The following is a 12504-nucleotide window of genomic DNA, read 5'->3' on the forward strand; positions in this document are numbered from 1 at the left end:
GTCGTTGGCCGTCGACAGGCCTATGTAAGAGTGAACGGAGTATATCGTTAACGAGAATCGTTATCATTCAGCGAGTTGAATAATCTACCCGGTTGTTGCGTTCGCACCACCTAACTGCGCTTTTTTCTTTTATCAGACGTGAAAACGCCTCCGGCACAAGGCGCACGGAGGCGTTTTCGCAGCGGTTTTAGCGCGTGTTAGATAAACATCCCGCCGGAAAACTCAACACGTTGCGCTGTCATCCAGCGGTTTTCGTCGGACAGCAGGCCCGCGATCGCGCCGCCGATGTCGTCCGGCAAGCCTGCGCGGCCGAGCGCGGTGTTTTGCGAGACGAAGCGGTTCACTTCCGGGTTGTCGCGCACCACGCCGCCGCTGAAATCCGTCGCGATCGCGCCGGGGGCGATCGTGTTGACCGCGATGCCACGTCCGCCGAGTTCGCGCGCCAGATAGCGAGTCAGCACCTCGATCCCGCCTTTCATCGTCGCGTAGGCCGAGGAGCCGGGCAGGGAGAATCGCGTGAGTCCGCTCGATACGTTCAGAATCCGCCCGTTATCGGCGATCAGCGGCAGCAGCGCCTGCGTCAGGAAAAACGGGCCTTTGAGATGGACCGCCATCATGTCGTCGAACTGCGCGGGCGTGGTTTCGGCGAACGCGACGTGCAGACCGACACCGGCGTTGTTGACGAGGAAATCGAAGGTATCGCGCTGAAAATCGCGTTTTAGCAGCGCCGCGACTTCGGCTGCGAACTCACGGAAAGTCTCGCTTTTCGCCACGTCGAGACGCAGCGCATGCGCCTTGCCGCCCGCCGCCACAATCTCCGCGACCAGCGCGTCGGCCTCGGCGGCATTATTCCGATACGTCGCGACGATATTCACGCCGCGTTCCGCCAGTTTCATCGCAGCGTTGCGGCCGAGACCGCGATTCGCGCCGGTGATAAGTGCAATCTTGCCTTTCATGCTGTTCTCTCCAGGGTCCGATGGAATGCGTGAGAGAACTTTAAGACGATGCGCCGCGCGGATAAAGACCGTCAAAACCGGTTTGACTGTCCGGCTCAACCGGACAATCACGCGTTAATCGAGGTCGGCTTCGATCAATTCCGCGAGCCAGTCCATGAACACCCGCACGCGTTCCGGAACCTGGCGGCTTGCGTAGAGGAGCGAGACGGGCATCGGCGCGGCGGTGAATTCCGGCAGCAGCGCGACGAGCCGGCCGTTGCCGAGATCGTGCCGAACGCCCGTCGCCGGCGCCTGGATGATGCCGAGGCCGCCGAGCGCCGCGGCTTCGTAGGCGTCGGCGTTATTCACCGTGACCGCGCCCGCCATCGGCACATATTGAGTGACGGGCGATCCAGTGGCATCGGCGTGATCGAGGTATTCGAAACCCGCCGAACGCGCGCCGAGCACCTGCACGTAATGGACGATCCGGTGCGCGGCGAGGTCGTCGAGCGTGCGCGGCGTGCCGTATTGCGCGAGATACGCCGGACTTGCGCAATTGACGACCGGCGTAAGCCCGAGCGGACGGGCGATCAACTGCGAATCGGCGAGCCCGCCGATCCGCAGCACGCAGTCGAAGCCTTCGCGCACGAGATCGACGCGGCGGTCGGTGCTGCTGATCTCGATCTCGAGATTCGGATGCGCGCTCAAAAATTCCCCGAGACGCGGCAGCACGACGCGCCGCGCGACGAGCGTCGGCATGTCCACGCGCAGCCGGCCGGCAAGCAGCGACGTGCCGCGCCGGAACATGCCTTCGAGTTCCTCCATGCGCCCGAGCAGTTCCTTCGCCGATTCGTAGAGCGCGAGACCGTCCTGCGTCGGCTGCACCTTGCGCGTCGTCCGATGCAGGAGGCGCGCGCCGACCAGCGCTTCGAGCGTCTTCACCGAGTCGGAAACATTGGTTTTGGGCAGACTGAGTTGATCGGCGGCCTGCGTGAAGCTGGCGAGTTCCGTCACCCGCACGAAGGTGCGCAGCAGGTCGAGCTTGTTCATATCGATGATCGGCACTGTTCGGATGTATCGGACAGTATAGTGCGCTGCGTTATACCGACGATCCCGGCTCCAGTCTCGTTCGACGCAGACTTTCCCCCGCTTCACAAAACAAAACCCGACGCCTCGCGCCTCCATTTCTCAAGCAAAGACGCCCCGAATCCGGCCCCAAAGGCACGGAACTTGCGAACGCGGCCCCGGGTTCGGCGGCGCTGCCGTCGTCCGCCTCCCTGGACTCTCGCGAAAAAATCCATGACACGGAAAGCACTATCGCTCGCCTTCCTGAGCCTCGTCTGTCTCACCGCCGGCTGTTCCAGCATCGGCCCGACGCGTCTGAAGGCCGATCAGGTCGACTACGCCCGCGCGCTCGGCGACGCGAAAAAGCGTGAAATTCTTGCCGCCATCGTCGGTTTGCGCTTCGCCGATTCCCCCGCGTTCCTGAGCGTGAGCCAGATCATCGCGGCATACACGTTCGATGCCACCGCCGGATCGACGCTCAACGCCGGCTCCGGCAGCCAGCCGAACTACGCGCTCGCGACCGGCAGCGTGTCCTATTCGAATCACCCGACCTTCACGTTCACGCCGACCACCGGCGAAGCCTACGCGAGCGCCTATATCCGGCCGCTCGCGCCCGCGCTCGTCATGCCGCTCGCCGACAGCGGCATTCCGATCGACCTGTTGCTGCGGATCACCGCGCAGTCGATCGGCGGCCTGCAGAACGGCAACGCGCTCGGCGGCCCGAACAGCGCGGGCGCGGCCGGCTTCTTCCAGTTGCTGCGTGCGCTGCGCCAATTGCAGATGGCCGGACAACTGAACGTGGAATCGCGCGAGAGCGATCACGGCATGCGCGTTTTCCTGACCATCAACGCGACCCCGAGCGGCGAAAGCCGCGAAACGAGCGACGCGCTGGCGCGGGTGCGCCGCCTTTTGCATTTATCGCCGAAAACGAAGACTTATGAAGTCGTCTACGGGCAGGCAGCCGAACGCGGCGACCGCATTCCGATGGTGACGCGTTCCGTGCTCGGCATCCTGACCGATCTCGGCGCGCAGGTCGGCGTGCCGTCCGAACAGGTTCAGAACGGCTCGACCAAGCCGACCCTCGGGCTGGTCGGCGGCGAGACGCGTCCGACCATCATCGTGAAGGTGGGCGAGAAGCCGCCCGAGGACGCCTATGTCGATATTCTCTACGGCCAGACGAATTACTGGATCGAGCGCGGGGATTTCGATTCGAAATACGCGTTCACGGTCGTGCAGAACCTGATGGCGCTCGCGGAAGTGTCGCAAAGCGCGAAAGCGCCGATCGTCACGATTCCGGCGAACTAGCGTTCGGCCGGGCGCGCCGATGCCATGAAGTCATTTCAGTCATGCCGCCCGGGTTATCGGTAAACGCTGGTTCACGCCGCAGACTCCTCTCCGTGCAGCAAGCCGCTGCAAGCCAATGCAAGGACCAACGGGAGAAGGATATGTACGCCATTACGGGAATCACCGGACAAGTCGGCGGGGTCGTCGCGCGCACGCTGCTCGCGGCGGGCTGCGACGTGCGGGCCGTCGTCCGCGATGCGGCCAGGGGCGCGGCGTGGTCGGCGCAAGGTTGCAGCATCGCGCTCGCCGACATGAACGACGCAGCGGCGCTCGCCGCGGCTTTCGAAGGCGCGGAAGGCGTGTTCGTGCTGCTGCCGCCCACCTTCGATCCCTCGCCGGGCTTCACCGAATCCCGCGCGATGATCGGCGCGTTGCGCGCGGCGCTTGCTCAGGCAAAGCCCAAGCGCATCGTTTGCCTGTCGACCATCGGCGCGCAGGCCGTCCAGCCGAATCTGCTGAACCAACTGGGCATGCTGGAACAGGAACTCGGCACGCTTTCGACGCCGATCGCGTTCCTGCGCGCCGCGTGGTTCATCGAAAACGCCGCGTGGGATATCGCGCCCGCGCGCGAACACGGCGTCGTGCCGAGCTTTCTGCAACCGCTCGCGCGCACCGTGCCGATGGTCGCGACCGCCGATATCGGACGGGTCGCCGCGAACTTGCTGCGCGAGTCGTGGGAAGGGCGGCGGATCGTGGAGCTGGAAGGACCGGAGCGCGTGTCGCCGGAGATGATCGGCGCGGAGCTTGCGCGCATGCTCGGACGCAGCGTAGAGATGGAAGTGCTGCCGCGCGAGAGCTGGGAGGCGCTCTTTCGCGCGCAAGGCATGCGCAATCCGCTGCCGCGCATGCAGATGCTCGACGGTTTCAACGAAGGGTGGATCGCGTTCGAAAGCGCCTGCGAGACGATGAAAGGCGAGGTGCCGCTCGCGACCGTCCTGCGCGGGCTGATCTAGCGGACTTATTAGCGCTAGCGGCGCTCAGAATTCCACGTCGAGTTCGTCGATTTCATCCACTTCACGCTGCGCATCCGCGATCCATTGCTGCATCTCCGGCCGCGCGAGCATGCGTTCGGCATACGCGGCGATTTCCGCTGGAAGCTGCACGTCGTAAGTCACGAAACGCGTAATGACCGGCGCGAACATCGCGTCGGCGGCGCTCAGTTCGCCGAACAAATACGGGCCGCCGTATTGCGCCAGGCACTCGCTCCAGATCGCCTGGATGCGCTCGATGTCGGTTTGCGCGCGCGCCCAGACCTTGAAGCCGGGGAAATGCGCTTTGAGATTCATCGGCAAGGCGGAGCGCAGCGAGCCGAAACCCGAGTGCATTTCGCCGCAGATGGCGCGGCAATGCGCGCGCATCGGCCGTTCGGCGGGCAGGAGTCCGGCTTGCGGACGCACCTCGTGCAGATATTCGGCGATGGCGAGCGTGTCCCAGACCTTGATGCCGTCGTGAAAAAGACACGGCACGAGAATCGACGGCGACAGCAGCAGAAGTTCGGCGCGCGCGCCGGGATCGTCGACGGGCATCACGACTTCATCGAACGGCAGGCCACTGAATTTGGTGAGCAGCCAGCCGCGCATCGACCACGACGAATAGTTTTTGCTGCTGATGGTGAGCGTGGCATTCGTCATTCGAAACTCCTGGCTGGTCGGGCAGACCGTTTGCGGGTCGTTTGATCCGCACTTGCGGCGTGTCTTCGTCACGCTTCGATCGCATTTATGCACGCACGCGTGCGCGAAATGCGGCGGCGCGCACCAAAGCGCGGCAAAACGGGCGCACGCACCGAAGAAGGCAAGGGATGTGCCATGCGAGAGCGTGCTGGGGCAGGCGCATTCGTTCAGCGCGCGCTCGATTGGCACATACATTGCGTCCAAATTTGTCACCCTCATGAAACGCATTCGTGCGAAAGGCGATGAACCCATTCGCATACTCCGCTTTTCAGTCAATGTCCGACCTGTCGCTGCCGCTGCGCCACGGCGCGTCGATCCTCAATGGGTCGCTTGATGCGTGGCCTGGATTCGCTGAGACGCCGCAAGGCCGCTCGATCCGCGCGACCTGTGAGTTGATTTCACTCAGCGGACTCACCCATTCGCGGCCTGCGTTCGGCATCGACACTGTCATGATGGACGGCAAGCCCGTGCCGGTGGCCGAGGAAATCGCAGCATCCACGCCGTTCTGCTCGCTGCTCCACTTCGCGAAACCCGCGGCGTCGCGCTCGGCGCAGCCGCAACCGCGCGTCCTGATGATCGCGCCGATGTCGGGACACTTTGCGACACTTCTGCGCGGCACCATCCGGACGATGCTGCCGGAACACGACGTGTACATCACCGACTGGATCAATCCGCGCGATGTCCCGCTTTCGAAAGGGCGCTTCGGATTCGACGAATACGTGAGGCACGTGATCGACTTTATCGAGACGATCGGCCCGGGCGTGCATCTGGTGGCTGTTTGTCAGCCGACGGTGGCCGCGCTCGCGGCCGTTTCGCTGATGGCCGCCGAGAATCATCCGGCGCAGCCCGCGAGCATGACGCTGATGGCCGGGCCGATCGATACGCGGATCAATCCTACGCACGTCAACGCGCTCGCCAAGAGCAAACCGCTGGAGTGGTTCGAGCGCAAGTTGATCAGCGCCGTGCCGTGGGGTTTCGGCGGCGCGTGCCGGCGCGTGTATCCCGGGCACCTGCAGCTCACGGCGTTCATGGCGATGAATCTCGAACGGCATATGGATTCGTTCGAGACGATGTACTACGAGCGCGCGAAGGGCGATCCGGCGAAGGCCGAGGCGATCCGCGTGTTCTATGAGGAATACTTCGCGACGATGGACCTCACCGCCGAGTTCTACCTCGAAACCGTCGATACCGTGTTTCAGCGCCATGCGTTGCCGCTGCATGAACTCGAAGTGGAGGGCCGTCTGGTGGAACCGTCCGCGATCCGGCGCACGGCGTTGTTGACGGTCGAGGGCGAGCGCGACGATATTTGCGCGGTCGGGCAGACGCTGGCGGCGCAGGATCTGTGCGACAAACTGCGGCCGTATTTGAAGACGCATCATGTGCAGACGGGCGTCGGACATTACGGTGTGTTCAATGGCGGGCGCTGGGAGCGGCACATTTATCCACGCGTGCGCGCGATGATCCACGATAACGAACCGCGCGCGGTGGTCGTTAATGCAAGGACGCAGCCTTTGCGGTCGATTGCGCCGGTTACGCGCGTGGACGCGCCTTTGATGAAGGCTGGAAGTGGGGTTGTTGAGGTGGACGAGTTGCGCGATGGACGCGGGTGAAGTAGGCGGGTTTTTGTTGCTGGCGCTTTTGCTTTGGTTTTTTGGGCGCTTCTTGGGAACTTGCTTTCGTGTAGGTCTATTAGCACGCCGCTATGCGCGGCAGCAGTCACTTTCTTTGCTGCTGCAAAGAAAGTAACCAAAGAAAGCAGCTTATCCGCCTAAGTGTCCACCTCGAATAACCTTGCGGATAGGCCCGCAAGCTGATTCGGTTAGCGCGCATTTGTTCGTATTGGCACAGCATCTGTCAGTTCCGTCCTCGCTGCGCTCGGACGACGGGTGCATCAACAACCAGCGGTCGGATTAGTTTTTCCGGTTATGCCTTACTGGCAGGCATTTATGCCTGCCGGGATGAATGAGCGGCTCCACTCTGTTTGGTGGCGCGATGCCACGGCTGTTCTATTGCACCACTCCGGGTTACGGTTCGTGGTGGACACTTAGACGGTCACGCTGCTTTCTTTGCTTACTTTCTTTGCAGCAGCAAAGAAAGTAAGTGCCGCCGCGCACAGCGGCGCGCTAATAGACCTACACGAAATCAAGTTCCCAGAAAACGCGGTGCTAGGCCGGCTACGCCCATCGTCCGAGCGCAGCGAGGATGGAACTGACCGGCGCTGTGCCAATAGGAATAACCGCGCGTTAGCCGAGTCAGCCTGCGCGCCTATCCGCGAGGTTATTCGTGGTGGACACTTCTGCGGACAAGCTGCTTTCTTTGGTTACTTTCTTTGCAGCAGCAAAGAAAGTGACTGCTGCCGCGCATAGCGGCGCGCTAATAGACCGACACGAAATCAAGTTCCCGGGAAGCACGGTGCTAGGCCGGCTATGCCCATCGTCCGAGCGCAGCGAGGATGGACCAAACAGGCGCTGTGCCAATAGGAATGACTGCGAGTTAGCCGAATCAGCCTGCGCACCTATCCGCGCAGCTATGTGGAGGCGACACTTAGACGGACAAGCTGCTTTCTTTGCTTACTTTCTTTGCAGCAGCAAAGAAAGTAAGTGCCGCCGCGCATAGCGGCGCACTAATAGACCGACACGAAATCAAGTTCCCAGAAGCGCCCAAGCGACCAACCCAACCAGCGCCAGCCGTCACGCACCCTTAGTCCAGGGCGTACACCCAGGCACCTCACAAGGAGCCTGAGCGGCGAGCGTAGTAAACGCGGCGGGCCCAACAATCTCGAGATACTCCATATCCTCCGAGTAATCGAAAAGAAAGTGGACGATACCCGGCGCCTGATGCACGCAGTCGCCCGTCGCGACAAGCGTCTCCTGGTCGCCGTACATGAACCGCGCCCAGCCCTTGAGCATCAGTACGATATGGAAGTCGGCCTCGTGCCGGTGCCAGCCCGTTCCCTTTTCCGGCGCCATGTTGGCCTTGACGAGCTGCGCGATGACCCTGCCGCCCGTCGCCGCCGCAATCCCTAAATCGCGATACAAAAAGAAATCGCGCAATCCCTGATCTTCGAATGCGGTGTCCTCAGGACGAACATGCGAAAACTGCGTGGTGAGTTCAACGGCGGCGGTCGACATGGGACGCTCCTCGAAATGACGGTATGGGGTCGTGTTGCAAAGCATCAAGCGTTCCATTAGGTAACCGAACCGGCCATACGCCGCTTAAAGCCCACCCCACGCGCGGCGTAGGTATCGTTGCCGCGCGCGAGGCGTTTGGGTATCGTCGGCGTTCCAGTTCTGCCAATCAACGGAATCCGTATGCACGACGAAACTCGCCTCACAACGCCAGACGCCCATCCCACGGCCGATCCCACGTCACTTCGCACCGATGTCCTGATCGTCGGCGCGGGGCCGGTCGGTCTGTTCGCCGCGTTCGAGGCTGGCGTGATCGGCATGTCGTGCCAGATCGTCGATGCGCTCGGACGCACGGGCGGCCAGTGCACGGAGCTGTATCCGGACAAGCCGATCTACGACATCCCCGCCATCCCGTCATGCACCGCGCGCGAGCTTGTGGAACGCCTGATGGCGCAATGTCGCCCATTCGATGTGCCGATCCACCTGAACCAGCGCGTCGAAACGCTCGAACAGGGCGAGGACGGCCGCTTTCTCGTCACGACCGGCGCGGGTCTCGTTTTCGATGCGGCGTCGATCCTGATCGCGGCGGGCAACGGCGCGTTCGTGCCGCAGCGGCTCGCACTCGACGAAGCCGCGCCGCTCGAAAATCGCCACGTTCATTACAGCGTGCAGAGTCTCGAAACTTTCGCGGGCCGGCGTGTGGTGGTCGCGGGCGGCGGCGACTCCGCCCTCGACTGGGCGCTCGCGCTCCGTGAAGTGGCCGAGCGCGTGACGCTGGTGCATCGGCGCAACGGTTTCAGCGCGGCAAACGGCACGGTCGACCACATGCGGCGCGCGGTGGACGCGGGCGAGATGGATTTCATGGTCGGATCGATCGCGGGGATCGACGCGCCGGAAGGCGCGCTGGCGTCGCTCACGGTGCGGCAAATCGACGGCACGGCGGCGCTCGACGCCGATCACCTGCTCGTGCTCTACGGACTGGTCGCCGATCTCGGACCGATCGCGCATTGGGGCCTGCAGATTCATGGCGGGCGGATCGACGTGGAGACGAGCGGCTATGAAAGTTCGCGCCCCGGAATTTTCGCGGCGGGCGATATCGCGAATTATCCGAACAAGCAGAAGCTGATTCTTTCGGGCTTCCACGAAGCCTCGCTCGCGCTGCGCCGCGCTTACGCCTACGCGTATCCCGACCAGAAACGCACGCACGTTCATTCGAGCTACGACGCAAAGCTGGCCGAAAAGCTGAAGCACACCGCCTGAAGGGTACGAGTACCGATTCGGCATCGAATAGTTTCGATGCTGCTCAAGTCTTACCCGATATTGCCGACATAACCCTGAGTAATAGCCGAAAGACAGCCGAAAACCGCCCGAAGGGCCGGTGCCCGGCTCAAAAAGGAACTCAGGGCGATGCAAGGCAAGTTGTGGAAAAGCGCGACGACCGCGTTGATGTGGGGCGCATTGAGCGCGCTCGCCGCGTGCGGCGGCGGTGGAGGATCGGATGCGCCGGGCGGCAACGCGGCGGCGGCGGTTCCGGTCGCCGGCGTCAGCACGATTACGCCGGCGTGCACCGGCTGCGGCGCGACGAGCGCGACGCAATATTCGGGCAGCGGTGTGGGCGTCTGGTCGCAGAGCAATTCGGGCACGGCGGTCGGGCACGCATCGGTGAACCTGTCGGGATTGACCGGCCAGCAGGTGCGTCTCGTGTACACGAATCCGACGAGCAGCGACATCGCGTTGTCGTCGGATAACTTTCCCGCGACGGCGAGCCTGTCTGCGATCAGCCGCGCGGCCATCGCCAGCGCTTCACCAGCGTCGCAGACGCCTGTTCAAGCGATCCAGGAATTCAACCGCACGGGTTTCGCCGCGCTGCTGAGCCCGCGCTCGGACGCGGTCGCGCACGTCGCCACGTCTTCGCCGGTGGCGTACAACATCGGCGATTCGCGCAGCTGGTATCACATGGACGGCACGACGCGCACGACGCGCCTCGTCGCTCAGGCCACGGTGCCGAACGGCCCGCGCGTGAACGTGTGGGTGGAAAGCACGGAATACGATCCGTCGAAGGTGTCCGACGCCATCGTCAATGCGCTGCTCAGCGCGTATGCCAAGAGCGGCGGCGTGTACGACATGCTGGTGTCGGTGGGCGGCCCGGTGTGGGGCGCGGCGCCGTATTCGAACATCATCGGACCGAGCCAGCCGATCGACCTCGTCGTGCTGAACTTCAATCACGACGGCGCAGCCTACGGCACGGTCGGTTATTTCTGGAGCCAGAACAACATCTCGAAGGTTTCGGCGCCGAACAGCAACGAAGCGCTCGCGCTCTTCCTCGATTCCGAGACCATGTATCTTGGCGCCGCGGCCGGCATGCGCACTATCGTCACGACGATGGCGCACGAAGGCATGCACATGCAGAACTTCTACCGGCGCGGGCTGCTCGCGGGCAAGGACTACACCTACAGCACGTGGCTTGAAGAACAGACCGCGATGATGATGGAAGACTGGGCGAGCAACACGCTCGATCCCGCCTACAACAACGTGCGCGACCTGCGCGTGCGGGACTTCGTCGCCGAAAGCGCAAGCGGCTGTTCGCTCGTCAATTTCTACGGCGCGGGTTGCGACGGCTACGCGGTGAACGGATCGTTCGGCGGCTTCCTGAACCGCCAGCTCGGTCTCGCGTTCTATCGCGACTTACTTTACCGCACCGACAGCACCGACTCCGCGACCGTGCTGAACGAAGCGATCAAGGCGGCGAACGCGACCTCCAGCCTCGCCGATCAGGCCGAGCGCTTCGGCGTCACGATGGGCGCAATGATGCCCGCGTCGATCGCGCCCGCAGGCTACGGTTTCCCGGCGCGCAGCGAAAGCGGCTTCACGCTCGCGCCGATCGACGTGTCGAGTTACAGCGCGCCGAGCGCCGCGGCCACGACGCCCGCCACGCTGAACGCGCTGGCGTCCGCGCCGCTGCTGCGTGCGTCGAGCGTGCGCGGTACCTACTCGGAAAAGCTGCCGATTCCGGTGGGCGCGACGCTGGCGGTCGTCGTGTTTTAAGATTGGTGCTTCGCCGGGTCTGGCCGGCACCTTCCGGCACTGATTCGATGCACGCTCGCCGCTTCCTGCTTCTGTCCGTTCTCGCGCTGTCCGCTTTCGGTTGCACGACGGCGGCGCCTCCGCCGCCCGACATCGTGGCGGGACAGCGGCTCGATCTCGCCGGCAAGATGGACATGCGCGGCAATGCGCCGTTCGCGTATCCGGTCGTCGCGACGACCGACGGCGTCTGGCAACTCGAAGGGCTCAGCGCGCAGCAGGCCGCGCAATGGCAGAACCGGCCGGTGCGCGTCTACGGCACCGTGATCCGCGTGAAAAAGAACGGACCGGAGCTTCCGGCACTGCGCGTCGATCTGATCGCGCCTGCTCGCTGACGCGCATCGCGGCTTCGCCAGGTTCCCGAGCCATCCGCCGATCACCTGAATCGCCTGCGTTTCGATTCCCGGATAACCGTGCGGCCAGGCGCGCCGCGATCGAGCGCGCGCTCGCCGCGTTCGCTGCTCGCCACCGTGATGAAGCGCATGCCGTTCGCCGCCGCCATCGCGCGCGCGTTGCGGCGGCGAGACGTGGCCGTATGGTGCGGGACCCGGCAAGGCGCGTGAAGAGACGGCATGATGGCGGTTCATCCAACGGAGCGAACCATGACGATCAACTACGGCGTATTGAAGGGCACGGTCACGGGCCACTTGCGCGACGCCGACGACGACCATTACCAGATACTCGTGCAAGCCGCCGCGGGCGCGGGGACGACCGGGACCACGGCGACGACCTCGTTCCGGATCGCGTCGAACGTGAAATCCGCCGCGCCGCACGCGCCCTCGACCGTCCTGTTCGAGTCGCTCGACACGTTCCCCGCCGCGTTCACCGAGGCCTTGCTCGCGCTGCCGCCCGGTTTCACGAAACTGGACTCGAAGCCGGGCGGGATAGCGATCGACTACGTGCGCGGCGGACTCGTCGATACCGCCGCGATGAAGCCGGTGCCGCCGGATCGGCCGGGCGCGTCGAACGATTTGAAGGATCTGCTCGAAGCCGCCGTGGTGGCCGCGATGGCGCAGGCGGGATCGACCGTTTACGCGTTCGGCTCGCGCTGGGGACCGGAGGCGAATCGTCCCGATCAGTATTTTCACTTCGTGCCGGGCAACGGCGTCCACGACATTCATATGAATCAGGGCAATTCGGGCAGCTACGCCGCCGATAACGGCGCGTATCAGGACGGCGCGCTCGTGATCGCCTATCCGGCGGGCGTGTGGCGCGGCTTCTTTTTCGCATTCCAGTCGCAGACCTTCGATACCGACGCAAACGGCCAGCCCAAATAGCCGC

At 63.7% G+C, this 12504-nt stretch carries 12 protein-coding genes; 7 read left to right on the forward strand and 5 right to left on the reverse strand.

Annotated features, from left to right (window positions below; translation table 11 throughout):
* Nucleotides 1–197 precede the first annotated feature (197 nt).
* A complete protein-coding gene (locus AC3D25_RS07940) occupies nt 198–956 on the reverse strand; it encodes an SDR family NAD(P)-dependent oxidoreductase (protein ID WP_488887875.1) in 759 nt (252 codons plus the stop codon).
* Nucleotides 957–1070: 114 nt separating this feature from the next.
* Complete coding sequence (locus AC3D25_RS07945; protein WP_488887876.1) at nt 1071–1985, reverse strand: LysR family transcriptional regulator; 915 nt, start codon at nt 1983–1985, stop codon at nt 1071–1073.
* 249 nt (nt 1986–2234) lie between these two features.
* Between AC3D25_RS07945 and AC3D25_RS07950 the strand changes: the two genes are divergently transcribed.
* Nucleotides 2235–3305 (forward strand): hypothetical protein, encoded by a 1071-nt coding sequence (locus AC3D25_RS07950; RefSeq protein WP_488887877.1) that lies wholly within the window; start codon nt 2235–2237, stop codon nt 3303–3305.
* Nucleotides 3306–3445: 140 nt separating this feature from the next.
* Complete coding sequence (locus tag AC3D25_RS07955) at nt 3446–4297, forward strand: NmrA family NAD(P)-binding protein (protein ID WP_488887878.1); 852 nt, start codon at nt 3446–3448, stop codon at nt 4295–4297.
* A 24-nt stretch (nt 4298–4321) separates the two neighbouring features.
* Here AC3D25_RS07955 and AC3D25_RS07960 read toward each other — a convergent pair whose 3' ends face one another.
* Complete coding sequence (locus AC3D25_RS07960; protein ID WP_488887879.1) at nt 4322–4975, reverse strand: glutathione S-transferase family protein; 654 nt, start codon at nt 4973–4975, stop codon at nt 4322–4324.
* A gap of 281 nt (nt 4976–5256) precedes the next feature.
* Here AC3D25_RS07960 and AC3D25_RS07965 point away from each other — a divergent pair, with 281 nt between their 5' ends.
* Complete coding sequence (locus tag AC3D25_RS07965; RefSeq protein WP_488887880.1) at nt 5257–6624, forward strand: polyhydroxyalkanoate depolymerase; 1368 nt, start codon at nt 5257–5259, stop codon at nt 6622–6624.
* Between the two features lie 1080 nt (nt 6625–7704).
* Here AC3D25_RS07965 and AC3D25_RS07970 read toward each other — a convergent pair.
* Nucleotides 7705–8145, reverse strand: a complete 441-nt coding sequence (locus tag AC3D25_RS07970; protein WP_488887881.1) for a cupin domain-containing protein — start codon at nt 8143–8145, stop codon at nt 7705–7707.
* Nucleotides 8146–8325: 180 nt separating this feature from the next.
* Between AC3D25_RS07970 and AC3D25_RS07975 the strand changes: the two genes are divergently transcribed.
* The 3 genes from AC3D25_RS07975 to AC3D25_RS07985 all read left to right on the forward strand — a co-directional run bounded on the left by AC3D25_RS07975 (nt 8326) and on the right by AC3D25_RS07985 (nt 11558).
* Nucleotides 8326–9402: an NAD(P)/FAD-dependent oxidoreductase gene (locus AC3D25_RS07975; protein ID WP_488887882.1), complete on the forward strand. Its 1077-nt coding sequence runs from the start codon at nt 8326–8328 to the stop codon at nt 9400–9402.
* Between the two features lie 147 nt (nt 9403–9549).
* The gene (locus AC3D25_RS07980) at nt 9550–11187 is read left to right on the forward strand and encodes a M30 family zinc metallopeptidase (RefSeq protein ID WP_488887883.1); all 1638 of its coding nucleotides are present in this window, start codon (nt 9550–9552) and stop codon (nt 11185–11187) included.
* A gap of 47 nt (nt 11188–11234) precedes the next feature.
* Nucleotides 11235–11558, forward strand: a complete 324-nt coding sequence (locus AC3D25_RS07985; protein WP_488887884.1) for a hypothetical protein — start codon at nt 11235–11237, stop codon at nt 11556–11558.
* Nucleotides 11559–11599: 41 nt separating this feature from the next.
* On the opposite strand, the gene AC3D25_RS07990 is transcribed toward AC3D25_RS07985, so the two are convergent.
* Complete coding sequence (locus AC3D25_RS07990; protein ID WP_488887885.1) at nt 11600–11797, reverse strand: hypothetical protein; 198 nt, start codon at nt 11795–11797, stop codon at nt 11600–11602.
* A gap of 28 nt (nt 11798–11825) precedes the next feature.
* Between AC3D25_RS07990 and AC3D25_RS07995 the strand changes: the two genes are divergently transcribed.
* Nucleotides 11826–12500 (forward strand): DUF2278 family protein, encoded by a 675-nt coding sequence (locus AC3D25_RS07995; RefSeq protein WP_488887886.1) that lies wholly within the window; start codon nt 11826–11828, stop codon nt 12498–12500.
* The last annotated feature ends 4 nt before the right edge of the window (nt 12501–12504 follow it).

The sequence above is a fragment of the Caballeronia sp. SL1002 genome (genome assembly GCF_057814995.1).

Bases quoted from the DNA above. Each gene is read 5' to 3' on its own strand.
- AC3D25_RS07940 (WP_488887875.1), bottom strand. From the start codon at position 956: ATGAAAGGCAAGATTGCACTTATCACCGGCGCGAATCGCGGTCTCGGC.
- AC3D25_RS07945 (WP_488887876.1), bottom strand. From the start codon at position 1,985: ATGAACAAGCTCGACCTGCTGCGCACCTTCGTGCGGGTGACGGAACTC.
- AC3D25_RS07950 (WP_488887877.1), top strand. From the start codon at position 2,235: ATGACACGGAAAGCACTATCGCTCGCCTTCCTGAGCCTCGTCTGTCTC.
- AC3D25_RS07955 (WP_488887878.1), top strand. From the start codon at position 3,446: ATGTACGCCATTACGGGAATCACCGGACAAGTCGGCGGGGTCGTCGCG.
- AC3D25_RS07960 (WP_488887879.1), bottom strand. From the start codon at position 4,975: ATGACGAATGCCACGCTCACCATCAGCAGCAAAAACTATTCGTCGTGG.
- AC3D25_RS07965 (WP_488887880.1), top strand. From the start codon at position 5,257: ATGAACCCATTCGCATACTCCGCTTTTCAGTCAATGTCCGACCTGTCG.
- AC3D25_RS07970 (WP_488887881.1), bottom strand. From the start codon at position 8,145: ATGTCGACCGCCGCCGTTGAACTCACCACGCAGTTTTCGCATGTTCGT.
- AC3D25_RS07975 (WP_488887882.1), top strand. From the start codon at position 8,326: ATGCACGACGAAACTCGCCTCACAACGCCAGACGCCCATCCCACGGCC.
- AC3D25_RS07980 (WP_488887883.1), top strand. From the start codon at position 9,550: ATGCAAGGCAAGTTGTGGAAAAGCGCGACGACCGCGTTGATGTGGGGC.
- AC3D25_RS07985 (WP_488887884.1), top strand. From the start codon at position 11,235: ATGCACGCTCGCCGCTTCCTGCTTCTGTCCGTTCTCGCGCTGTCCGCT.
- AC3D25_RS07990 (WP_488887885.1), bottom strand. From the start codon at position 11,797: ATGCCGTCTCTTCACGCGCCTTGCCGGGTCCCGCACCATACGGCCACG.
- AC3D25_RS07995 (WP_488887886.1), top strand. From the start codon at position 11,826: ATGACGATCAACTACGGCGTATTGAAGGGCACGGTCACGGGCCACTTG.